This window comes from Kitasatospora sp. NPDC054939, from assembly GCF_053610105.1.
On the sequence record NZ_JBSGXP010000138.1, the window covers coordinates 1 to 21,342 of the forward strand.

The 21,342-nt window shown below is 75.5% G+C and carries 20 protein-coding genes; 7 read left to right on the top strand and 13 right to left on the bottom strand.

Going from position 1 to position 21,342, the window contains the following annotated elements; genetic code table 11:
* Positions 1-102: 102 nt before the first annotated feature.
* The 3 genes from ACWGB8_RS30010 to ACWGB8_RS30020 all read right to left on the bottom strand — a co-directional run bounded on the left by ACWGB8_RS30010 (position 103) and on the right by ACWGB8_RS30020 (position 4,545).
* The gene (locus ACWGB8_RS30010; protein ID WP_452216760.1) at positions 103-2,709 is read right to left on the bottom strand and encodes an FtsX-like permease family protein; all 2,607 of its coding nucleotides are present in this window, start codon (positions 2,707-2,709) and stop codon (positions 103-105) included.
* A complete protein-coding gene (locus tag ACWGB8_RS30015) occupies positions 2,706-3,542 on the bottom strand; it encodes an ABC transporter ATP-binding protein (protein ID WP_452216761.1) in 837 nt (278 codons plus the stop codon). The genes ACWGB8_RS30010 and ACWGB8_RS30015 overlap by 4 nt, the downstream gene beginning before the upstream one ends.
* A 217-nt stretch (positions 3,543-3,759) precedes the next feature.
* On the bottom strand, positions 3,760-4,545 hold the full coding sequence (locus ACWGB8_RS30020; protein WP_452216762.1) for an aminotransferase class IV family protein: 786 nt from the start codon (positions 4,543-4,545) through the stop codon (positions 3,760-3,762).
* Between the two features lie 82 nt (positions 4,546-4,627).
* Between ACWGB8_RS30020 and ACWGB8_RS30025 the strand changes: the two genes are divergently transcribed.
* On the top strand, positions 4,628-5,113 hold the full coding sequence (locus ACWGB8_RS30025) for an NUDIX domain-containing protein (RefSeq protein ID WP_452216763.1): 486 nt from the start codon (positions 4,628-4,630) through the stop codon (positions 5,111-5,113).
* A 17-nt stretch (positions 5,114-5,130) separates the two neighbouring features.
* Here the strand turns inward: ACWGB8_RS30025 and ACWGB8_RS30030 are convergent, their stop codons facing one another.
* The 9 genes from ACWGB8_RS30030 to ACWGB8_RS30070 form a co-directional block, all read right to left on the bottom strand.
* A complete protein-coding gene (locus ACWGB8_RS30030; RefSeq protein WP_452216764.1) occupies positions 5,131-5,586 on the bottom strand; it encodes a S26 family signal peptidase in 456 nt (151 codons plus the stop codon).
* A 14-nt stretch (positions 5,587-5,600) separates the two neighbouring features.
* Positions 5,601-7,520, bottom strand: coding sequence for an ABC transporter ATP-binding protein (locus tag ACWGB8_RS30035; protein ID WP_452216765.1), 1,920 nt, complete (start codon positions 7,518-7,520; stop codon positions 5,601-5,603).
* Positions 7,517-8,065, bottom strand: a complete 549-nt coding sequence (locus ACWGB8_RS30040) for a TlpA family protein disulfide reductase (RefSeq protein ID WP_452216766.1) — start codon at positions 8,063-8,065, stop codon at positions 7,517-7,519. The genes ACWGB8_RS30035 and ACWGB8_RS30040 overlap by 4 nt, the downstream gene beginning before the upstream one ends.
* Before the next feature lie 77 nt (positions 8,066-8,142).
* Positions 8,143-8,688, bottom strand: coding sequence for a MauE/DoxX family redox-associated membrane protein (locus ACWGB8_RS30045; RefSeq protein ID WP_452216767.1), 546 nt, complete (start codon positions 8,686-8,688; stop codon positions 8,143-8,145).
* A gap of 96 nt (positions 8,689-8,784) precedes the next feature.
* Complete coding sequence (locus ACWGB8_RS30050; protein ID WP_452216768.1) at positions 8,785-8,985, bottom strand: hypothetical protein; 201 nt, start codon at positions 8,983-8,985, stop codon at positions 8,785-8,787.
* A gap of 241 nt (positions 8,986-9,226) precedes the next feature.
* Positions 9,227-10,660, bottom strand: coding sequence for an FAD/NAD(P)-binding protein (locus ACWGB8_RS30055; protein ID WP_452216769.1), 1,434 nt, complete (start codon positions 10,658-10,660; stop codon positions 9,227-9,229).
* 28 nt (positions 10,661-10,688) lie between these two features.
* Positions 10,689-11,624 carry an EamA family transporter gene (locus ACWGB8_RS30060; RefSeq protein WP_452216770.1) on the bottom strand — a complete coding sequence of 312 codons (936 nt, stop codon included), beginning with the start codon at positions 11,622-11,624 and terminating at the stop codon, positions 10,689-10,691.
* A gap of 28 nt (positions 11,625-11,652) precedes the next feature.
* Entirely contained in the window at positions 11,653-12,345 is a 693-nt protein-coding gene (locus ACWGB8_RS30065; RefSeq protein ID WP_452216771.1) for an O-methyltransferase, read from the bottom strand.
* The gene (locus ACWGB8_RS30070; RefSeq protein WP_452216772.1) at positions 12,342-13,805 is read right to left on the bottom strand and encodes an amidase; all 1,464 of its coding nucleotides are present in this window, start codon (positions 13,803-13,805) and stop codon (positions 12,342-12,344) included. The genes ACWGB8_RS30065 and ACWGB8_RS30070 overlap by 4 nt, the downstream gene beginning before the upstream one ends.
* Positions 13,806-14,024: 219 nt before the next feature.
* Between ACWGB8_RS30070 and ACWGB8_RS30075 the strand changes: the two genes are divergently transcribed.
* On the top strand, positions 14,025-14,477 hold the full coding sequence (locus ACWGB8_RS30075; protein ID WP_452216773.1) for an ASCH domain-containing protein: 453 nt from the start codon (positions 14,025-14,027) through the stop codon (positions 14,475-14,477).
* Here the strand turns inward: ACWGB8_RS30075 and ACWGB8_RS30080 are convergent.
* Positions 14,387-15,700, bottom strand: coding sequence for a cation:proton antiporter (locus tag ACWGB8_RS30080; RefSeq protein WP_452216774.1), 1,314 nt, complete (start codon positions 15,698-15,700; stop codon positions 14,387-14,389). The genes ACWGB8_RS30075 and ACWGB8_RS30080 overlap by 91 nt on opposite strands.
* A 391-nt stretch (positions 15,701-16,091) precedes the next feature.
* Between ACWGB8_RS30080 and ACWGB8_RS30085 the strand changes: the two genes are divergently transcribed.
* From ACWGB8_RS30085 to ACWGB8_RS30105, 5 genes are all read left to right on the top strand, one after another.
* On the top strand, positions 16,092-16,883 hold the full coding sequence (locus ACWGB8_RS30085; protein ID WP_452216775.1) for a DUF3050 domain-containing protein: 792 nt from the start codon (positions 16,092-16,094) through the stop codon (positions 16,881-16,883).
* Positions 16,884-17,169: 286 nt separating this feature from the next.
* Positions 17,170-18,027 (top strand): oxidoreductase, encoded by an 858-nt coding sequence (locus tag ACWGB8_RS30090; RefSeq protein WP_452216776.1) that lies wholly within the window; start codon positions 17,170-17,172, stop codon positions 18,025-18,027.
* A complete protein-coding gene (locus ACWGB8_RS30095) occupies positions 18,024-19,106 on the top strand; it encodes a phenazine biosynthesis protein (RefSeq protein ID WP_452216777.1) in 1,083 nt (360 codons plus the stop codon). The genes ACWGB8_RS30090 and ACWGB8_RS30095 overlap by 4 nt, the downstream gene beginning before the upstream one ends.
* Positions 19,106-20,491 carry an aldehyde dehydrogenase family protein gene (locus ACWGB8_RS30100; protein ID WP_452216778.1) on the top strand — a complete coding sequence of 462 codons (1,386 nt, stop codon included), beginning with the start codon at positions 19,106-19,108 and terminating at the stop codon, positions 20,489-20,491. Before ACWGB8_RS30095 ends, ACWGB8_RS30100 begins: the two co-directional genes overlap by 1 nt.
* Positions 20,492-20,501: 10 nt before the next feature.
* Positions 20,502-21,197 (top strand): hypothetical protein, encoded by a 696-nt coding sequence (locus tag ACWGB8_RS30105; protein WP_452216779.1) that lies wholly within the window; start codon positions 20,502-20,504, stop codon positions 21,195-21,197.
* Positions 21,198-21,342 lie beyond the last annotated feature (145 nt).

Consider the following 21,342-nt stretch of genomic DNA (forward strand, 5'->3'; position numbering starts at 1 on the left):
GCGCGGGACGGGCGAGGCGGGGGTTTCGCGGGCGCCCCGTCCGGCGGGTCGGCGGTTACCGGCGGGCGGCGGGCTCCCGGCAGGCTTCCGGCGGGCCCGCGGCTACTGGCGGGCGGCGCCGGCCGCGACCGGGCGGGTGCGGAGCAGGGCCCGGGCGGGCAGTCCGGTGGCGGCGAGGCAGAGCGCCACGGCGCCGGCGGCGAGCGGCAGGGCGGTGCCCGGCGGGACGTACGGGGCGCCGCCGGTGAGGCCGCGGGCGATCGGGACCAGCGTGATCCAGACGATGGCGCCGCCGAGCAGCAGACCGGTGGCGGCGACCAGCAGGGCCTCCCAGCGCAGCATGCCGCGCACCTGGCGCCGGGTGGTGCCGGCCAGCCGCAGCAGGGCGACCTCGCGGCGGCGGTCGAGCACGGTCATCACCAGGGTGTTGGCGGCGGCGACGGCCGCGAACCCGCCGAGCACCCCGGCCATCACGGTGTTGGCCCAGGCGCTCAGCTCCTGCTCCCGGTCGGCCTGCGCGGCGTAGCCGGCCCGGTCGGTGACGGTGGTGCCGGTGCCGAGGGCGGCGAGCCCGGCGGCGACGGCGGCCCGGTCGGCGCCGGGTGCCTCGGCGACCAGCACCCGGCTGTCGTAGGCGTCGGCGGCGTGCGGGGCGGCGGCGGCCCGGGGCAGCAGCACCTGGCCGAAGCCGAGGCCGCGGTCGTAGGTGGCGACCAGGACGGGCTCGGCCGGGGTGCCGTCGGCGAGCCAGAGCGGGACCCGCCCGCCGAGCTCGGCGCCGAGGGCGTCGGCGAGGCCCCGGTCGAGCGCCACGGTGCCGGGGCGGCCGAGGTCGGCGAGCGAGCCGCTGCGGACGCCGAGGTCGAGGACCTTCGGCAGCTGCGCCGGGTCGCCGGACACCCCGAGGGCGGTGGCGCTCTGCAGGCGGTCGCCGCTGCGGTGGACGGTGCCGGTGTGCAGGACGCCGACGGCGGCCTCGACCCCGGGCACCCGGGCGGCCCGGGCGGCGGTGTCGGCGGGCAGGCCGGGCCCGGTACTGCCGACGATCCGGTCGGCGACGATACCGCTGCGCACCTGCTGTCCGGTGGCGTGGCCGAGGGTGCTCTGCAGGAAGAGCAGGGTGCCGCAGAAGGCGGTGACCATGACGATCGGGGTGACGGCGGAGGCCAGTCGGCGGGCGTTGGCGCGGGCGTTGTCGGCGGCCAGCGAGCCGGGGGCGCCGCCGGCCCGCAGGGGTGCGCCGAGCAGGCCGGCGGCGAGGCGGGCCACGGCGGGGCCGAGCAGGGCGACCGCCGTCATGAAGCACATCACCACGCCGAGCGCGGTGTTGGCGGCGTTCTCGCCGTCGAGACCGGCGGCGACGACGGAGAGCGCCACTCCCCCGGCGAGCGTCAGCAGGCCGAAGGCGGTCCGGACCGGGCCGGTGCGGGCGGGTGCGACGGCGGCCTCGCCGAGGGCCTGGCCGGGGCGCAGCCGGGAGGGCCGGCGGGCGGCCAGGAAGCCGGCCCCGAGGGCGGCGAGCGTGCAGGCGCCGACGGCGGCGAGCATCGGCACCGGTCCGACGGCGAGGTCCACGCCCGGCGGGACGGCCCCGCGCTCGGCCAGTTCGTCGAACCACCAGCGGGCCAGGGCGATGCCGGGCAGGATGCCGAGCCCGGCGGCGGCCGGGGCGACCAGCACCGCCTCGGTGGCGATGGTGCGGCGGATCTGCCGCGGGGTGGCGCCGATGGCGCGCAGCAGGGCGAACTCGCGGGCCCGCTGGCCGGTGGCGAGGGCGACGGTGCTCATCACGACGAAGACGGCGGTCATCGCGGCGACACCGCCGAAGGAGCCGCCGAGGGCGGTCAGCATAGTGCGGGCCTCGACCAGGGCGGGCTGTTCGGCGGTGCCGCGGTCGTCGCCGGTGAGCACCCGGGCCTCGCCCCCGACGGCCGTGCGGACCTGCTCGGCGAGGGCGGCGGCGGGGACGCCCTCGCGCGGCCGGACGGCGACGGCGTCGATCCGGCCGGGGTGGCCGGAGAGCCGGTCGGCGACCGGGTCGGCGAACCAGGCGGTCGGCCCGCCGGACGGGGCGGCGGCGAGTCCGGAGATCCGGTAGCTCCCCTCGCCGCCGGGGGCGTTCAGGGTGACGGTGGCGCCGGTGGCGAGCCCGGCGGCCCGCGCGGCGGCGGTGTCGAGGACGACCTCGCCGGCGCCGGGGGCGCGGCCCTCGGCGAGCGTCTCGCCGGCGATGCCCAGGGCGCCCCAGCCGCGGCCGGTGAGCACCCCGGGGCCGGCCGGCTGTACGGGAGCGGTCTGCTGCACGGGAGCGGTCTGCTGTGCGGGCCCGGCCTGCGGTGCGGGAGCCGCGGGCTGCGCCGGCCCGGCCGGCTGCACGGGGAAGGCGGAGTCGGGGCGGGCCGCGGCGACACCGGGCAGAGCGGCGAGCCGCCCGGCGAGGGCGGCGGCCACCCGGCCCCGGCCGGGGACGGGCTGCTCCTCGGTCTCGACCTCCTCGGCGATCCGGTGGGTGATCCGGACGAACGGGTCCGCCGCGACCACCACGGGGGCGTCGGCGTAGCGGGCGGGCGGCAGGCTCGCGGTCAGGCCGCTCTGCAGCAGCGTGCCGCGGGCCGTGATGACCGCCGCGCCGAACAGCAGGGCGATGAAGGTGCCCGCGAAGGAGGCGGGCCGGAAGCGCACCGAGGCGCGCGCGAGGCCGTTGGTCATGCCGCGGCCCCCTGGTACGGCTGCGCGGCGGTCGCGGTGGCGGCGGCGGTCAGCGTGAGCATCCGGTCGGCGACGGTCTTCGGGTCGGGGTGGTGCAGTTCGCCGGCCGGGGCGCCGTCGGCGAGGAAGACCACCCGGTCGGCGGTGGCGGCGGCCACCGGGTCGTGGGTGACCATGACGACGGTCGCGCCGAGGGTGTCGACGGCACCCCGCAGCAGGCCGAGCACCTCGTGGGCGGTGCGGGTGTCGAGGGCCCCGGTCGGCTCGTCGGCGAAGACCACCTCGGGGCGGGTGATCAGGGCGCGGGCGATGGCGACGCGCTGCTGCTGGCCGCCGGAGAGCTGGCCGGGGCGGCGGGCGCCGTGCTCGGCCAGGCCGACCCGGGCCAGCAGGTCCCGGGCGCGGGCGCGGTCCTGGCGCTCGCCGGCCAGCCGCTGCGGGAGCAGCACGTTCTGCTGGACGGTCAGCGAGGGCAGCAGGTTGAAGGACTGGAAGACGAAGCCGATCCGGCTGCGGCGCAGCTTGGTGAGCCGGTTCTCGCTGAGCGCGGTGATCTCCTCGCCGCCGAGGTAGACCTCGCCGGCGGTCGGCCGGTCGAGGCCGGCCGCGCACTGCAGGAAGGTGCTCTTGCCGGAGCCGGAGGGGCCCATGACGGCGGTGAAGCTGCCGCGGGCGAGCACCAGGTCGAGGCCGCGCAGGGCGTGCACGGCGCCGCTGCCCCGGCCGTAGCTCTTGCGGACGCCCCGCAGTTCGATCGCGGCCTGCGCGCTCGGCCCCGCCCCGTACGGGGGGTGCGGCTGGTGCGGTTCGCGGTCCTGGCGGCGGCGTGCCATGGCGGGTGCCTTTCTTCGTGGGCTCTCGTGCGGCGGGGTGTCGGACGGCGGTGCGCGGGTCCGTGGGCGCCGGTGCCGCGGGGGGCTTCCGGCGCCGGTCCGTACGGCTCGTCGACGTGGTCCACGCTAGGAAAGGCGCGAGATCCGAACCATGGAGGCTGCCGCCGGACCGGGGGTGGGGAGAACCCCACCCCGCCCGGTCCGGTTCCCCCGCCGGTCAGACCGGTTCGGCCGTCACCCCGGCGTAGGCGGCGCGCAGTTCGCCGAGCAGCGGGTGGGCGGGGTCGACATCGGTGCCGTCGATCCGCGCGATCGGCCGCACGCCGACGCCGGCGTTGGTGGCGAACGCCGCAGCGAACCGGCCGACCTCCCCGGCCCGGACGGTGGCGCGGCGCTGCGGCCCGCCGTGGGCGGCCGACAGCAGGGCGGCGGTGACACCGGGCAGGCAGGCGCCGTCGGGCCAGACCACCCCGCCGTCGTCGACGAAGCCGACGTTCCAGGTCGTGCCCTCGGTCACGGCCCCCCGGGCGTCGACGAGCAGCGCGTCGTCGCAGCCGTCGAGCTGGGCCAGCCGCCGCTGCCGGACCAGGCCGAACAGCCCGGTGTGCTTGACCTGCGGCAGCTCCCGCTGGTACCCGGCCGTGCGGACCCGCAGCGGCGCCGGCTCCCCCGCGGGCGCCGGGCGGACGCTCACCATCAGCCGCGGCCGGGGGTCGGCGCCGGGCCGCTCCAGGCCGAGCTCGGGGTCGAAGACCGTCACCCGGACGATCGCCGGGCCCTCGGCGGGCAGCACCGCGCGCACCCGCTCCCGGACGGCCGCCCCGTCCAGCTCGGTGCCGAACACCACCCGGCAGTCGCGGACCAGCCGCTCCAGGTGCAGGCCGAGGCCGCGGACCCGGCCGCCGTCCGCCCGCAGGGTGGTGAAGTGGCCGTAGTTGAGCAGCCCCAGGGCCGCCGCGCGGGCCGGGTCGGCGGGCTCGCCGTCGATCTCGATCGGAGTCATCCGGCGAGTCTGCCACCGCACCCGGCCGTCGCGGACGGTCGCCGACTGGACACCCGGAGCGATCGGCGGTGAGGCTGGGGGCATGGTGTTCATCCCGCCCGAGGACTTCGTCCCGACGCTGCCGCACGGCATCTCCTTCGCCGCCGCGTTCTGCACCGACGAGCGGGACCGGCCGCTGCTGCTGACCTCGGTGCACCGGCCGGGCGACTACCAGTACCCGGGCGGGCTGCTCGACCCCGGCGAGGACCCGTGGGGGTGCGTGCTACGGGAGACCGCGGAGGAGCTGGGCTTCGTACCGGCCTCGCTGCGCGGACCGCGGCTGCTGGTGGTCTCGTTCACCCCGCCGCGGGCGCCCTGGCCGTGGAAGCTCGGGGTGGTCTTCGACGGCGGGCGGCTGACCGCGGCGGAGCTCGCCCGGATCACGCTCGACCCGCAGGAGCACAGCGGGCACGCCGTGCGGTCGGTCGACGAGTGGGCGCGGCTGGTGACGGCGCCCCGGCTGGGACTGCTGCGCGCCTCGCTGGCCGCCCGGCGCAGCGGCGCCGCCGCGTACCTGCCCGCGTCCTGAGCGGACGGGGCGGGCGGTCAGCCGCCGGGGCCTAGCCGGACGCGGTCCAGGACGACCCCGACCACGTTGCGGGCCGGCACCGCGCCCCAGGTGCGGGAGTCGGTGCTGAAGGCCGGGTTGTCGCCGAGCAGCACCACGTGCCCGCCCGGCACCTGCCCCGCGGGCACCGCCGCCCGGACCGGCTCGGGCACCGGCTCGCCGGCCCGGGCGGCGAGCCGCTTCACCAGCAGCCGTTCCGGGCGCCGCCCGGCGGGCCCGCCGGGCGGCAGGTCGGTGGGGGCCACCACGACGATCCGTCCGGTGCGCAGCCGGGCGAAGCCGCGGCGCAGCACCAGGACCCGCTGGCCGGGCCGCAGGGCGGGCGCCATGCTGGGCCCGGAGACCACGATCACCGAGAGTGCGGTGCGCAGCAGGGCGAGGGCGAGCAGCAGCAGGGCGGCGCCGGCGGCGGCGCTCCAGAGCAGCGGGGTCATGGCGGGGCGCCTCCCTAACCGAGGGGTCCGTGCGGGCCTGCGGGGACGGGGTGACCGTGCGGGCCGAGTACCTCGGACGGTCCGGGGCCGGCCGGGTGGGCGTCCCGGTAGCCGTCCGCCTGGAGGGTGAACAGGTCGGCGTAGCGGCCGCCGGCGGCCATCAGCTCCTCGTGCGTCCCGGTCTCGACGACCTCGCCGGCGGCGAGGACCGCGATCAGGTCGGCGTCCCGGACGGCGCTGAGCCGGTGCGAGATGATCACGCTGGTGGAGCTGTGGCGCAACTCCCGCAGGCTGTCGTGGAGTTCCTTCTCGGCGGCGGCGTCGAGTCCGGCGCTGGGCTCGTCGAGCACCATCAGGTCGGCGTCCCGGCGCATGAACGCCCGTGCCACGGCGAGGCGTTGCCATTCGCCGCCGGAGAGCGAGTGGCCCCAGGCGGCGTCGGCGCCCTCGGGCAGGAACATCCGGCTGAGCAGGGTGTCGTAGCCGCGGTCCAGGGCGTCGATCTTCCGGTGGATGCCGGCCGCGCGGGCGGCTTCGGTGTACCGGGCGGCGTCGTCGAGGTGGGCGACCCGGCCGAGGCCGATGTTCTCGGCGGCGGTGAGGTCGTAGCGGCAGTAGTCCTGGAAGACCACGGCGATCCGCTCCCGGTAGGTGTCGGGGGCGAAGGCGCGGATGTCGGTGCCGTTCCAGAGGATCTGCCCGCGGTCCGGGTCGTACAGCCGGCAGAGCAGCTTGACCAGGGTGCTCTTGCCGGCGCCGTTCAGTCCGACGAGGGCGGTGACCCGGCCGGCCGGGACGGTCAGGTCGAGGCCGCGCAGGATCCACGGCGCCTGCTCGTGGTAGCGGAACCAGACGTCACGGAACTCGATGGTGCCGCTCAACGCACCGGGTTCCAGGGCGGTTTCGGGGACGGCCAGGTCGGGCTCGACCTGCGGCAGGGCGAGGTAGGAGGCGAAGGTGATGGCGGCCTGGTAGGCGGAGGAGCCGGTGGTGGCGAGCTGGGCGACACCGGCCTGGATGCCGGTGACGGCGGCCAGGCAGACCGACACCTCGCCGATGGTCAGCGACCCGCCGCGGGCGGACTGCACGGCCCAGACCGCGCCCAGCGCGTACACGCCGACGCCCAGCAGGGAGGCGGGCAGCCGGCGGGCGAGGTTGCCGAGGTCGGTGCGGTTCTCCGCCTCGACGACGGAGACCAGGTCGGCGCGGGCCCGCCGCTTGAAGAAGTCCTGGAGGCCGAACAGCCGGATCTCCTTGACCGCGTCGATGTCGGCGATCAGGCCGGCGTAGAACATCTGCCGCCGGTTGCGCGGCATGGTCTCGTGGATGACGGCGGCCCGCCGGCGGCCGGCGGCGAGCTGGGTGCGCACCAGCGGCAGGGTCAGCAGCAGGGTGCAGGCGCCGAGCAGCGGGTTGAGCAGGAAGAGCGTGCCGAGGAAGCCGCCGACCGTGACGAAGGACTGCAGGGTGCCGACCGCGGAGCCGACCAGCAGGTCGGGCGCGAGGCCGCCGGCCTGCTGGGCGAGCCGCAGCTCGTCCTGGAACGCCGGGTCCTCGAAGTGCCGCAGGCCGGGCAGCCGGTTGACGGCGTCGAACAGCTCGTCCTGCACCCGCAGCCGGATCGCCCGGCTGCTGCGGCTGCGCGCGTACTCGTTGAGGGCCGGGGCGACGGCGAGGCCGAGGCTGGTGGCGACGAGCAGGACGAGGGTGCCCGTGAGCGGTCCGCCGCCGGGGTCGGCCAGCCCGTCGAACAGCTCGCTGACCAGCAGCGCGGCGGCGGCCGGCAGCAGGCCGGTGACCAGGCCGCAGGCCAGCGAGGCCAGCAGGGCGTAGCGGCTGGAGCGCCAGGCGAGGGCGCAGGCGGCCAGGGCCGACCGCAGCGCCCTGCGCCGTTCGGAGGGTCCGCCGCCGGGGGCGGTGGGGATGCCGGTCACAGTGCGGCGGGCTCCGTGGTCAGCTCGTCGACCGAGAGGCGGTTGGTGATCCGGCCCTCGGCGTCGATGTCGACGTAGCTGGGCCAGCGGACGATGCCGAAGGCCTCGGCGGCGGTGCCCGGTCCGCCGGCGGCGGGCTCGACGACCACCCGGGCGACGGGTTCCAGGACGGCGCGCAGTTCGTCGGCGACCGCGCCCTCGCCCTTGACGACGGCGAGCACCCGCTCGCGTCCGCCGGGGTAGTCGGCCAGGGCGCGGGCGAACACGGGGGCCTGGTCGCGGCAGGGCTTGCAGGTGGTCGAGAAGAAGCCCGCGACGGCGCGGCCGCCGGTCAGGTCGCGGCCCGAAACGATTTCCCCGGAATGCGTGCGACCGGTGAACTGCGGCACCGGGGAACCGTCCCGGAGGGCGTTCTCGGGAATGCTCGCGCCGCCTGCGGAGGCGCCGTTCCGGCTCAGTTCGCTCACCTTTTTGGCGAGTGCTATCGTCAATACCAGATTGAACACGGAAATACAGCCGACAATGACAAGGGCGGCAATGGTCATGGCGGTGCTGTCCTCGCTCCGGGAGTACTCGGGAAATGTGCTGGTGGGTTCGGCGGGCCGGGCCCGGGATTGCGCGCTCAGCCGACCGGGCGGCGGTCGGGGCGCAGGCCCGAGAAGAGGTCGACCAGGGTGTCGGTGGCGACGACCAGGGCGGCGGTGAAGAGTCCGGCGAGGACGGCGAGGGCCGCGCCGGCGGCCTCCGCGGGGGCTCCGGCGCCGGTGGCGCTCGCCGCCAGGCCGGTCGCGGCGACGGCGAGCAGGACGAGGTTGCGCACCACGTGGGCCCGGCCGACCGGCGCGGTGGAGGAGCCGAAGCAGGAGCAGGAGGCGTCGATGCCGCGCCGCAGCACCGAGACCAGCACCCCGACGAAGAGTGCGATCAGGCCGGCCGAGAGGACGAATCCCCAGGTGGTGAGGGGTTCTGACGCCCAGACGAGCAGGGCGAGCGCCACCTCGACGAGCGGCACGGCGACGGCCGTGGCCCCGGCGAGGCGGTCGGGGACGACCTCCATCCCGCGCAGCGCGGCGGCGAACTCCCCGGGTGCGCGCAGCTTGCCCAGGGCGGAGGCGGCGAAGACCGCCGCGATGACGCAGCGCGCGGCGAGCAGCAGGTAAGCAGTCATGGATCCCCCGGCCCGCAGGCGCCCCCGCACGGGGGCGGGGACGCCTGCGGACGTGTGTCGGACGGCCGGGGCGACCCGGCCGGAAATGCGCCTTCGTCAGCAGGCGCCGCGGACCGCGGTGATGGTGCAGGACGGCGCGACGGCACAGTTCCAGGAGCAGCAGAACTTGGTGTACAGGGTGTCGCCGACGCACCAGCTGGAGCTGCCCGCGGGGCACGCGCAGTACGCGTCCGCGGTCTCCGTGCGAAGACCCTTCGAGAAAGCCCGGTCGACCAGGCCGAGAATTGCGTTGACCATAATTCCTCCACGCTCCGGCAGATGGATGGTTTGCGCTTACTGACGAGATCTCGCGTTCGGAAACGTAACTGACACGAAGCAAGCTTGTCTAGACCAAATCCACAGGGCGGGAACTGTCCTCATTCGGAAGCGGAGCATCCGATTCTGCGACGGGAGGGAATGCCGGGAAAGCGGAGGGGCGGCCGGGATTGCTCCCGACCGCCCCATTTCGGCCTCCGGCGACCGCTCCGCAGCCGGCCGCTCAGGGCGCCACCGTGCTGAGCGCGGCGCCGCGGGCCGCCAGCCACTCCCCGACCGCCAGGGTGTCCAGCACCGAGAGCGCCAACTGCGCCGCCTGGGTGCGCAGTTCCGGCACGGCGGTGGACTCCAGCAGATTGCCGGAGCGCACCGGCCCCAGCGCCCAGAGCGCGGGCCGGCCGGGCGCGGCCCGCAGCAGTCCGCTGTCCCAGGTGTCCAGGCCGCGGCCGCAGGGCCCCGGCCGGACGGTGCCGTCGGCCAGCAGCGCGGCCAGCAGCGGGTCCTGCGAGTGCCGCGGATCCGCCTGCGCCCCGGTGCAGTTGACCACGGCGGCGACCCGCAGCCGGCGCCCGTCGGCGAGCCGGACCAGCAGTCCGTCGACCGCCCGGGCGGCGCCCGCCACCTCGCCGGCCGCCACCCGCAGCCGTCCGGCCCGGCGCATCGCCTGCAGGGCGGCGCCGGTGGCCGGCGGGATGCGGTGCCGGTGCACCTCCCACATCCGCAGGTCCTCGCGCAGGAACCGCTCCCGGTCGGCCGGCGGCAGGGCCTGCCAGAGGGCCTGGGTGATCGGGCGGAGGCTGTCCACCCCCGGACGCCAGTCGCCGTGCCGGCGCCGGCTGGCCGCGATGTGCCGCAGCACCTCGCGGCGCAGCTGGCTGAACCCGGCGAAGTCGCCCTCGGGCGGGGCGGCGGCCGGCACCGGGGCGGCGGCGTGCGGCTGCGGCAGGTAGCCGTGCCGGGAGACCGCGTGCACGGTCCGCCCGGGGCGGTCCAGGGTGAGCGCCACGTCGACCATGGTCAGTCCGGTGCCGACGAGCAGCACGTCGCCCTCGGGCGGGATGCCGCGCAGTGCCTCGGGCCCCCACGGGTGGCGCACGAAGGCGTCGGAGTCCAGCAGTTCGGGCGGCGCCCAGCGCAGGTCGGGCGGCAGGTGGCCGACCGCCAGCACGACGGCGTCGACGGTCAGGACGGCGCCCGAGGCGAGTGCCAGCCGGACCGGGCCGCCCGTGCCCGGGCCCGCCGTGCCCGTCGGTCCGCGGCCGGTCAGGCCGACCACGCGGTCGCGCACCCGGTGCAGCCGCCCGTACCGGCCCGGGGCCTCGGCGAGCACGTCGGCCAGGTAGTCGCCGTACCGCATCCGGGGCACGTAGTCGGCGGGACCGGCGGCGCCGGCCAGCCAGCGCACGAAGTGGTCGGGCTCCTCGGGGTGGGCGCTCATCCGGCCGGCCGGGACGTTGAGCAGGTGGCGCGGGTCGCGGGTGCCGAACGCGAGGCCGCGGCCGGTGTGTTCGGACGGGTCCACCAGGTCGACGTCGACCGGCAGGCCCCGCCGCTTCGCCTCGCGCAGCAGGCGGGCTGCGGCGAGGGTGCCGGCCGCGCCGGCCCCGATGATCCCGATCCGGCGGCGGGTGCCGTCCGGTGACGGTTGTCCAGCCATCGTTGCTCTCCTCCCGTCCGGTCGCGGCTCAGGCCCGGCCGGGCGCGCTGCCGGCCGGGACCGGGGACGCCTCGGGTGCGGACGGCGCGGCGGGCTTGGCCGCGGGCGGGGCACCGGCGAACTGGCCGCAGGCGATGGCCGCGAGGACCAGCACCATGCCGCCGAACTGCCAGCCGGTGAAGCCCTGGTCCAGGGCCAGGTAGCCGACGATCGCCGCGACCACCGGGCTGAGCAGCGCGAAGAACGCCAGGGCGGACGGCTGGAACTGCTCGACGCCGCGGAACCAGAGGCTGTACGCCAGGGCGGCGCCGATGAGCGAGAGGTAGGCGTAGCCGAGGCCGTTGGTGACGGTCAGCTCGGTGGGCACGCCCTCCACGGCCAGGGCGAGCGGCAGCAGCACCAGGCCGCCGCCGATCAGCTGCCAGGCGGTGAAGATCCGCAGCGGGGCCGGGCGGCCCCAGCGCTTGGTGAGCACGATGCCGGCGGACATCGAGACGGCGGAGGCGAGCGCGGCGGCCACCCCGATGCCGTCCAGGTGCACGGCGGACTTGATCACCAGGACGGCGACGCCGACCGCGCCGAGGACGGCGGCGAACACCTGGATCGGCCGGATGGCGGCGCCCAGCAGTCCGGCGGCCAGCAGGATGACGATCAGCGGCTGGATCGACTGGACCATCGCGGCGAGCCCGCCGGGCAGCCGGTAGGCGGCGACGAAGAGCAGCGCGAAGAAGGCGCCGATGTTGAGCGCGCCGAGGACGAGCGAGCGCCAGATCCACTCGCCGCGCGGCAGCGTGTTGCGGCCGATGAGCAGCAGCAGGCCGGTGGGCAGGGCGCGCAGCAGGGCGGCGAACAGCGGGCGGTCCGGTGGCAGCCATTCGGAGGTGGCGTAGTACGTGGTGCCCCAGATCATCGGGGCGAGGGCGGCGATGTAGCGCAGTTGCAGGCGGGAACCGGCGGTGGCCATGGGGTGCCTTTCGGGCGGAGGGGGCGGATCAGCGGGTGCGGGTGGAGAGTTCGAGGCCGTCGCCGACCGTGAGGCTGGCGGAGGCGTAGCCGTTGGCCGGGGTGCGGACGTGGGCGAGGTAGTCGTCGGGCAGCAGCGGGAGGTTGTCGGCGACCACCAGGGCGCCGGGCCGCAGGGCGGGTTCGAGCAGGTGCAGGACGGGCAGGTAGAGGTCCTTCCAGCCGTCGAGGAGCACCAGGTCGACCGGCCCCTCGATGCGGGCGAGGGTGGTGCGGGCGTCGCCCTCCAGGACGACGGCGTGCTCGGCGAGGCCGGCCCGGGCGAGGTTGTCGCGGGCGCGGACGGTCTTGACGGGGTGGAGTTCGGAGCCGATGACGGTGCCGCCGTTGCCGTTGTCGCGCAGGGCGGCGGCGATCCAGATCAGCGAGGCACCGAAGGAGGTGCCGAACTCGACGACCCGGGTGGGGCGCAGGGTGCGGACGAGGACGTAGAGGAGGGAGCCGGTGTCGGGGTGCAGCGGCAGCGCGGCCTCGCCGCAGAGCTCGGTGGTCTCGGCGACGGTGGGCGGGGAGTCCCAGTCGGCGACGGTGGCGAGGGCCCGCTCCATGGCGGTCTTGTCGTTGCGGGCGGCGCGGCGGTGGATCTCGGCGAGCACCTGCTCGACCCGGGGGTCGGCGGTGGTCACCGTGGCGGCGGCGGTCTCGGGCGGGGTGACGGTCATGGCGTGCGCTCCAGGAGGTGGTCGGTGAGGGCGGCGGGGAGGCGGTGGGACCAGGGCCTGGCCTGCTCCAACTGCGCTGCTAGGGCGAGGAGTTCGGCGTCGGCTCCGTAGCGGGCGGTGAACTGGACGCCGATCGGCGGGCCGTCCGTGCGGACGGACAGGGGGACGGACATCGCGGGCTGGCCGGTGAGGTTGGCGAGCGGCGCCTCGTGGACGAACTCGACCGCGCGGTGCATCTGCTCGTCGGGGGTGCCGACGGCGAAGGTGCCGAGCGGCGGGGCGGGTTCGGCGGTGACGGGGGTGAGCAGCAGGTCGTACCCGTCGTGCGACTCGGCCAGCGCGCGGGCGGCGCGCTGCAGGGTGGTGACGGCGAGCAGGTAGTCGGCGGCGGGGATCCGCCGGCCCTGCTCGTAGAGGTGCCAGGTGAGGTCCTCGAAGTGCTCGGGGCGGGGGGTGCGGCCGCTGAGGGCCGCGAAGCCGCTGATCGCGGAGGAGACGCCGGCCGCCCAGACCACCAGGAAGGGGTCCGCCAGGTCGGCGAAGCCCACCGGGGGGTCCTGGTCGACGACGGTGTGTCCGAGGTCGGCGCAGAGGCGGGCGGCGGAGGCCACCGCCTCGGCGCAGTCGGGGTGGACGGGCCGCCCGGAGGCGGCGGGTCGGGTGGAGACGGCGATCCGCAGCGGGCGGTCGGGGCCGGTCAGCGCGGCGCGCAGGAAGGTGCCGGGGGCGGCGGGCGGTGCGGGGTAGGGGTCGCCGGGGGCGGGGCCCGCGGTGGCGTCGAGGATCGCGGCGCTGTCGCGGACCGAGCGGGTGACGACGTGCTCGCAGGCGAGGCCGTTCATCAGGTCGCCGACGGCGGGGCCGAGCGGGGTGCGGGCCCGGGTGGGCTTGAGGCCGAACACGCCGCAGCAGGAGGCGGGGATCCGGATGGAGCCGCCGGCGTCGTTGGCGTGCGCGACGGCGACGAGTCCGGCGGCGACGGCCGCGGCCGATCCTCCGCTGGAGCCGCCGGTGGAGCGGTCGGGGGCCCACGGGTTGACGGCGGGGCCGCCGTGCCGGGGCTCGGTGGTGGGCAGGACGCCGAACTCGGCGGTGCGGGCCTTGCCGAGCACGACCAGGCCCGCCCGGCGGTAGCGGCGGACGAGTTCGGCGTCCTGGCCGGGGGTGAAGCCGGCCAGGAAGGCGGAGCCGGCGGTGGCCTCGGCGCCCGCGCAGGTCGGGCCGAGGTCCTTGAGCAGCATCGGCACCCCGGCGAGCGGGGAGGCGGTGCGCGGGAGCCGGGCGGCCTCGTCGACCGCCTCGGCGAAGCGGCGGACCGGCACGCAGTTGAGGAGCCCGTCGTACCGCTCGATCCGCGCAGCGGCGGCCTCGGCGAGTTCGGCGGCGGTGAGCTCGCCCCTGCGGACCAGCTCGGCCTGGGCGTGGCCGTCCAGGCGGGACAGCTCGTCGTCATTCAGCACGTTCGTCAGACCTTCACTCGGGTCGGGCGCCGGGTGGCGCACGAGTCGGTGACGGTGCCAGCCTAGGTTCCGACCGGCCCAGTCAAATGGTCCATTCACGGCATGATCCGGTGGGCCACTTGACGGGCCCGGTGGCTGCTACGCTGACCGACCGCATCGCCCGGCCACCGGATCGGTGCCTGCAACTCGCCATGTTCGAACGAGAGTTGGGAGATCGACATGAAGACCGTGAAGCCCGCCCCGGAGGCCCTCCCGGACCTCGCGGACCTGCCGGCCGTCAAGTTCTTCAAGGACGCCGTGGACGACATCCTGACGGGCCGCAAGACCCTCGAACCGCGGCCCCGCAGCGCCGCCTGGGGCCGGCGGATCGCCGCCGCCGACCGGATCCGGCTGACCTACGGACCCCGCTACGGCGCCCCGACGGTCTTCGCGGTGGCGAAGGTGCTCTCCGTCGAGACCCGCCCGTTCGCCACCGCCACCCAGGCGGACGTGGACCGCATCGGCTACGGCTGGCTCGGGCGGGACCCGGCGGACTTCGTCGAGGAGTACACCGCTTGGTACGCCAAGGAGTTGGCCAAGGGCTACCCCGTGGTCTGGATCACCTTCGCGGTGGCGGAGACGTTCTCGCGGGGCGCCTCCAGCGTGACCGGCACGCCGGCCTCGCCGCGGTAGATCCGGCGGAAGATCGGCGGCGCGACCGCGGTCGTCACCACCGCCATGATCACCATGGAGGTGTTGAGCGAGGTGTCCAGCACCCCGATGGACAGGCCGACCTGGAGGACCACCAGCTCGGTCAGTCCACGGGTGTTCATCAGGACCCCGATCGCCGAGGCCTGCCGCATGTCCACGCCCGACAGCCGGGCGGCGGCCGTGGCCCCGCCGAACTTCCCGAGGCAGGCGACCAGCAGGATCGCCCCCAGTTCGAGCACGCCGCTGCCGCCCAGCCCGCCGATGTTGACGTTGAAGCCGGCGGTGATGAAGAACACCGGGACCAGCCAGCGGCTGCTCTGCTCGATCAGCAACGGCACCTCGGGCGCCACCTTGAACAGTTCCTCGCGGGGCACGATCGCCCCCAGCGCGAAGGCGCCGAAGATCGGGTGGAAGCCGAGCCGGGTGGTGGACCACGCCGACATCAGGATCAGCACCATCAGCAGCAGCATCACGGCGGTGCCGGAGCTGCGCCGGAAGAGCGGGCTGGTCAGCGCCTTGCGCAGCAGCGGCCGCACCACCAGGGCGAGGAACACCACGAACAGCACCACGCCGCCGGTGGTGAGCAGCGCGTGGTCGGCCGACTTGCCGCTGACGACGGTGGCCACCAGCGCCAGCAGCGACCAGCCCACGATGTCGTCCACCGCCGCGGCGGACATCACCAGGCTGCCGATCCTGGTCCCGCTGATCCGGAAGGTGCTCAGGATGCGGGCCAGCACCGGGAAGGCGGTGATGGACATCGCGACGCCGGTGAACAGCGCGAACGAGGTCGCCGTCACGCCGGGGCCCAGGTTGTCGCGGTGCCACGGGTAGAGCAGCACCCCGAGGCCGATGCCGAGCGTCAGCGGGAACGCCACCGAGGTCAGTGACACCGCCAGCGCGGTGGACCTGGTCCGCAGCACGGACTTCAGGTCGAGCTCCAGGCCGATGCCGAACATGAAGAGCACCAGGCCCAGATTGGCCAGCACCCCGAGCATCGGCCGGGCGGAGGTCGGGAACAGCACGTGCGTGAGGTCCCCGGGCAGCAGCCCGAGCAGGGTCGGGCCGAGCAGGATGCCGGCCACGATCTCACCGATCACGGGTGGCTGGCCGAAGCGGACGGCGACTCTGGCGAACAGGCCGCCCACCGCGATGATGACGGCGACGGCGAGCAGGATGGCCGCGGTCGCCGCGTCGAGAGCGTTCATGGGTGACTCCCCGAATCCTCGTCGGGACAACGTGTGGGTCCGGACGCTCGCACGCCCCGCCGCGGTCGCTCCAGGGCCACATCCAGGGTCCTGCGGGGGGCCATTGCGCCGATCCGTTGGCCCCGGGCCAATGGTCCCTGGAACCATCCGCATTTGGCCCTTCTGGCCCCGCCGGGGACGGGTCTACTTTGGATCGCGCCGGCCGGTCGGGACGCCCCCTCCGCCGGCCCCGAACTCCCGCCGGAAATGACCGCGGGGATTTCCTTCGTACGCCCCTGTATTCGTCCTGCCGCGGCTTTGCGCCGCGACCCGGGCATTGCCCGGAGCCGACCGCATTGCGTGTCGGCCGACACCCGGTGAATTCGATCCGACCACGAGGAAGAGGCCCGCCATGACCCGCTACGACTGGGGAAAGACCCACGACGGCATCGAGCAGCTGAAGCAGGAGATCGCGGCGACCCGCGACCAGGTCATCGCGCACCCGATCTACCGCGCGCTGGACTCGCTCGACGACGTGAACACCTTCATGAGCCACCACGTCTTCGCGGTCTGGGACTTCATGTCGCTGCTCAAGTCCCTGCAGCGCGGCCTCACCTGTGTGGAGCTGCCGTGGGTCCCGACCGCCCTGCCCGCCAGCCGCCGGCTGATCAACGACATCGTGCTGGTCGAGGAGAGCGACGAGCTGGACGGCGGCTTCATCAGCCACTTCGAGCTGTACCTGAACGGCATGACGCAGGCCGGCGCGGACCGCACCGCCGTCGACGCCTTCCTCGCCCTGCTGGCCGAGGGCCGCTCGGTCAACGAGGCCGCCAAGACCGCCGAAATCCCCGCCGCCTCCGCCGAGTTCATGGCCGTGACCTGGGACATCATCGACAACCAGCCGCTGCACTGCCAGGCCGCCGCGTTCGCCTTCGGCCGCGAGGACCTCATCCCGGACATGTTCGACCGGGTCATCGCGATCGACGAGCAGAGCGGCACCCTCGGCACCTTCCGCGACTACCTGGCCCGCCACATCGAGGTCGACGGGGAGCAGCACACCCCGATGGCCATGCAGATGCTCGCCGACCTGTGCGGCGACGACGCGGTCAAGTGGAACCAGTGCGCCGAGGTCATCAACCGCGCGCTGGCCGCCCGGGTCGCGCTCTGGGACGGCATCCTGGCCGCCGTCCGCGCCGGGGGCTGACCGCCGCCAAGGTGCACCGGGGCCCGCCGTCGTCCCCCGCCGAACGGCGGGCCCCGCACGCGCCGGAAGGTGCGCGAACGGTGAAGCAGCAGATAGCGGGGGTCTTACCATCCCGTCCCGTTGAGGTTACAGTGAGGGCCGCCGGATATCCGGACGATCCGGAAACGACCTTCGCCGGGGCACCACCCGCCGCCGGCCGAAACGAAATCCACCGCGCCCGTCGCGCCACGGAATTCGGCCGAGCGGCCCTGGAAATGAGCACAGGATTTCCCTCGGAGGGGTTGCCATGACTGTCTGGTTCATCACCGGCGCATCACGCGGTTTCGGACTCGAACTCGCCCGCCAGGCGTTCGACAACGGCGACCACGTGGTCGCCACCGCCCGCACCACCGCCGCGCTCGCCAAGGAGTTCGCCGACCGCGACTTCCGCGAGGTCGAGGAGCGGCTCCTGATCACCGCACTCGACGTCACCGACGAGGCGCAGGCCCGCCGGGCCGCCGATCTGGCGCTGGAGCGCTTCGGACGGATCGACGTCCTGGTCAACAACGCCGGCCACGGCCTGATCGGCGCCGTCGAGGAGGCGGCCGACGACGAGATCCGCCGGGTCTTCGACACCAACGTGCACGGCCTGCTCGCCGTCACCCGCGCGGTGCTGCCCGCCATGCGGGCCCGCCGCTCCGGCCACGTGATCAACCTGAGCTCGCTGCTGGGCTTCACCGCCAAGCCCGGCTGGGGCGTGTACGCGGCCACCAAGTTCGCCGTCGAGGGCCTCACCGAGTCGCTGCACGCCGAACTCGCCCCGCTGGGCGTCAAGGTGACCCTGGTCGAGCCCGGGCTCTTCCGCACCGACTTCCTCGACGGTTCGTCACTGTCCCGCGCCCGCACGGAGATCGAGGACTACGCCGAGACCTCCGGCCGGATCCGCACCTGGGCGCACGGCCACAACCACCACCAGGCCGGCGACCCCGAGCGGGCCGTCGCCGCGATCGTCGCCGCCGCCGGGCTGGCCGAGCCGCCGCTGCGCCTGCCGCTCGGCGCCGACACCGTCGAGTTCTTCGAGAAGAAGCTCGCCGGGGTCCGCGCCGACCTCGACGCCGGCCGCGAACTCGCCCTCTCCACGGGCTTCGAGGAGGCCGCGCGATGAGCCCGCTGCCGCTCACCCGGCCGGCCGAGCCGTTCTCCGACGAGCACGTGCGGGCCGCCGTCGCCTGGCACTTCGAACCGGCCACCGCCTCCCCGTTCTGGCTGGCCCAGCTGCCGCGGCTCGGCTTCGACCCGCTGGCCGACGTCCGCACCGCCGCCGACCTGGCCCGCTTCCCCGACCTCAGCGACGAGCTGCGCAGCGTCCCGGCCGCCGACCTCGTCCCGCGCGGCCTCGCCAAGGACGCCGGGCAGGGCACCTACCGGGTGTACGAGTCGGGCGGCACCAGCGGCGCCCCCAAGCGGATCGTGGACGGCGGCTCCCGGCTGCGCACCATCCGCTGGGCCGAGCGCCGGCTGCGCGCCCAGGGCGTGCCCGAGTCCGACTGGGCGCACCTCGGCCCGACCGGCCCGCACGTCTTCGGCTGGGACTGCGCCCAGTACGCCGAGCTGGGCGGCGGCTTCTTCCACACGGTGGACTTCGACCCGCGGTGGGTGAAGAAGCTGATCGCCGCCGGCCGGGGCGAGGTGGCCGCCGAGTACGTCCAGCACCTGCTGGACCAGCTGCAGGAGATCCTGCGCTCGCAGCCGGTCGGGGTGCTGTCCACCACCCCGCCGCTGATCGAGGCGATCGCCGCCCGCCCCGAGCTGTACGAGCTGGTGGTCGAGCGGGTCCGGGCGATCGTCTGGGCCGGCACCTCGTTCAGCCCGGAGAGCCTGCGCCAGGTGGAGGAGCACCTCTTCCCCGGCACCGCCCTGGTGGGCATCTACGGCAACACCCTGATGGGGGTGGCCCCGCAGCGGCCCCGGCGCGAGGGCGACCGGCACGGCTGCGTCTTCGAGCCGCACCCCGACACCGTCCGGATCGACCTGCTCGGCGCCGACGGCGAGCCGGTGGCGTACGGCGAGCGCGGCCGGGTGCGGCTGCACGTGGTGACCGAGGAGATGTTCCTGCCGAACATCCTGGAGCGGGACACCGCGATCCGGGTCGAGCCGGTGCCGGGCGGCACCGTCGACGGCCTCGCCGAGGTGGGAACGCTCGGCAGCCTGGACGACGTCAAGGTGATCGAGGGGGTGTACTGATGACCACCGTGGCCCGGACGGTCTCCGTCGACCCCGTGGTGGCCGGGCGGGTGAGCGCCAGTCTGGACCGCACCGCGCTCGCCGACGTGCACGGCGCCCCGCTCGCCGACCTCGGCCAGGCCCCGCGGCTGGCCGCCCAGGCCGCGCTGGCGGTGCTGCGCCGGCAGGCCGACGGCCTGCCGCCGGACCCGGCGGTCTTCCCGCGCGCCGCCGAGCTCTTCGCCGGCGCCGAGCTGGACGGCGAGGACCCGGCGGAGTACGTCCGCCGGGTGTCCGCCGCCACCGGCCTGCCGGAGCAGGCCGTGCACGGGGCCGTCCGGGTGCTCCGGGCCGAGCTGGAGGGCTTCGCGCCGACCACCGCCGCCGAACTGCCCGCCACCGTGCTCGGGCCCGCGCACGGGGTGCGCTGGGTGCCCGCGGGCCGGGTCTTCGCCGCGGTGATGGCCAGCAACCACCCGGCGCCGCACTTCACCTGGGTGCAGGCGCTGTACCACGGCTACAGCGTGCTGGTCCGCCCCGGCGGGCGGGACCCGTTCACCCCGCGCCGGCTCACCGCCGCCCTGCTGGCGGCCGGACTGCCCGCGCACAAGCTGGCCTTCCTGCCCGGGCCGCACCGGATCGGCGAGTTCCTGCTGGAGCAGGCCGACCGCGGCATCGTGTACGGCGGGGACGCCGCGGTGCGCCGCTGGCACGATTCGGCGAAGGTGACCACCCGCGGGCCGGGCCGTACCAAGGCCCTGCTGGACACCGACCCGACCGACGGGCTGATCGCGCACCTGGCCGCCTCCGCGGCCGTGGACGGCGGGGTCCGCTGCAACAACCTGTCCGCCGTGCTGACCAGCCGTCCGGTCGCCGAGGTGGCCGATGCGCTGGCCGACCGGCTGTACGCGGCGCACGCCGACCCGGCGCAGCTGCCGGTGCTGGACGCCGGCCGGGCGGAGGGGCTGCGCCGGCAGGTGGCCGGTCTGCTCGCCGGCCTGACCGACCGCAGTGCCCGCCACCACGGGGGCGACTGGCTGGAGCCGCTGCCCGGCGGGGCGTTCCGCGCCCGGCCGCTGGTGCTGGCCGCCGACCGGGTCGGCCACCCGGCGATCGGTACCGAACTGCCGTTCCCGTTCCTGGTGGTGGCGCCCTGGGGGGCGGCGGACGGGACGGCCCCGCTGGCCGGCTCGCTGGTGGTCAACCTGCTCACCGACCGGCCGGCGCCGGAGGCGGAGGGGCTGCGCGACGCGGTGCTGCGCGAACCCGGGGTCCGGAAGGTCACCGTGGGGGCCGCACTGCCGTGGGACGCCGTACCGGGGGTCCCGCACGAAGGGAACTACACCGGGTTCCTGCTCGAAGCCAGGGGGCTTGTCGTTCGAACTGGTGATGTGTCAGACATATAGTCAGCTGGAGATGTTGGGGGGATTCGTGCGCTGGTTGGAAGGTGTCCTGGACCGGGGTTGGCGCAATCCGACCGCGGCCGTCCAGGTGTTGGGTGCCGACGGGGAGATCGACCGCTCCGTCACCTACGGGGATCTGCTGCGCTCCGCCGTGGCGCTGGCCGCCAGGATCGGGCCCAGACCCGGCGAGTGGCAGCAGCGCGTCGCCATCTTCGCCCTGAGCGGCCCCGAGTACGTGGTGGCCGACCTCGCGGCGCTGATCGCCGGCGCGGTGGTGATCTCGGCCGGCACGGCGGCGCACGAGGCCCCCGACGCCGAGACGCTCTGCGGTGCCGCCCTGCTGATGGCGGACCGTCGCGGCCGGGCGGTGCTCACCGGGCGCTACCCGAAGGGCCTGGCCGAACTCGGCTGCGAGATCGTGCCGGTGGAGCAGGAACCGGCCCCCGTGGTCGAGCCCCGCTCGCTCGGCGGCGACCTCGACGACGTCTGCAAGGTGCTCCGGGTCGGGGCGCCGGAGGGCCGTCGGCGGGTCGCGCTCACCGGGATCGCCCTGGAGCGGATCATGCGCTCGCCGCAGATCCGGCGCCGCTGCGACTGGCGGCGCTACCACTCCCCCGGCGCCCCGCTCTCGCAGCTCGCCGACCAGGTGAACGTGTACCACACGCTCCAGCACGGCGGCACCGTCGTCTTCCCCGCCCCGCGCGGGTGAGCCGACGCCCCCGCACGGACCGAACGCCCGCATGCCCGGCATGCGGGCGTGGGCGGGGGGCGCGCCGCCGCGCGCCCCCCCCGCCCCGCCGCGGCCGCAGCGACCACCCCCAGCAAAAAAAAGCACACCCCACCAGCGACAGCCA

What these genes read in the sequence shown, in the direction of transcription:
- ACWGB8_RS30045 (WP_452216767.1), bottom strand. Translation starts at nt 8,688, where the DNA reads ATGACTGCTTACCTGCTGCTCGCCGCGCGCTGCGTCATCGCGGCGGTC.
- ACWGB8_RS30015 (WP_452216761.1), bottom strand. Translation starts at nt 3,542, where the DNA reads ATGGCACGCCGCCGCCAGGACCGCGAACCGCACCAGCCGCACCCCCCG.
- ACWGB8_RS30020 (WP_452216762.1), bottom strand. Translation starts at nt 4,545, where the DNA reads ATGACTCCGATCGAGATCGACGGCGAGCCCGCCGACCCGGCCCGCGCG.
- ACWGB8_RS30100 (WP_452216778.1), top strand. Translation starts at nt 19,106, where the DNA reads ATGACCACCGTGGCCCGGACGGTCTCCGTCGACCCCGTGGTGGCCGGG.
- ACWGB8_RS30065 (WP_452216771.1), bottom strand. Translation starts at nt 12,345, where the DNA reads ATGACCGTCACCCCGCCCGAGACCGCCGCCGCCACGGTGACCACCGCC.
- ACWGB8_RS30095 (WP_452216777.1), top strand. Translation starts at nt 18,024, where the DNA reads ATGAGCCCGCTGCCGCTCACCCGGCCGGCCGAGCCGTTCTCCGACGAG.
- ACWGB8_RS30025 (WP_452216763.1), top strand. Translation starts at nt 4,628, where the DNA reads ATGGTGTTCATCCCGCCCGAGGACTTCGTCCCGACGCTGCCGCACGGC.
- ACWGB8_RS30010 (WP_452216760.1), bottom strand. Translation starts at nt 2,709, where the DNA reads ATGACCAACGGCCTCGCGCGCGCCTCGGTGCGCTTCCGGCCCGCCTCC.
- ACWGB8_RS30075 (WP_452216773.1), top strand. Translation starts at nt 14,025, where the DNA reads ATGAAGACCGTGAAGCCCGCCCCGGAGGCCCTCCCGGACCTCGCGGAC.
- ACWGB8_RS30105 (WP_452216779.1), top strand. Translation starts at nt 20,502, where the DNA reads ATGTTGGGGGGATTCGTGCGCTGGTTGGAAGGTGTCCTGGACCGGGGT.
- ACWGB8_RS30085 (WP_452216775.1), top strand. Translation starts at nt 16,092, where the DNA reads ATGACCCGCTACGACTGGGGAAAGACCCACGACGGCATCGAGCAGCTG.
- ACWGB8_RS30055 (WP_452216769.1), bottom strand. Translation starts at nt 10,660, where the DNA reads ATGGCTGGACAACCGTCACCGGACGGCACCCGCCGCCGGATCGGGATC.
- ACWGB8_RS30050 (WP_452216768.1), bottom strand. Translation starts at nt 8,985, where the DNA reads ATGGTCAACGCAATTCTCGGCCTGGTCGACCGGGCTTTCTCGAAGGGT.
- ACWGB8_RS30040 (WP_452216766.1), bottom strand. Translation starts at nt 8,065, where the DNA reads ATGACCATTGCCGCCCTTGTCATTGTCGGCTGTATTTCCGTGTTCAAT.
- ACWGB8_RS30060 (WP_452216770.1), bottom strand. Translation starts at nt 11,624, where the DNA reads ATGGCCACCGCCGGTTCCCGCCTGCAACTGCGCTACATCGCCGCCCTC.
- ACWGB8_RS30090 (WP_452216776.1), top strand. Translation starts at nt 17,170, where the DNA reads ATGACTGTCTGGTTCATCACCGGCGCATCACGCGGTTTCGGACTCGAA.
- ACWGB8_RS30030 (WP_452216764.1), bottom strand. Translation starts at nt 5,586, where the DNA reads ATGACCCCGCTGCTCTGGAGCGCCGCCGCCGGCGCCGCCCTGCTGCTG.
- ACWGB8_RS30080 (WP_452216774.1), bottom strand. Translation starts at nt 15,700, where the DNA reads ATGAACGCTCTCGACGCGGCGACCGCGGCCATCCTGCTCGCCGTCGCC.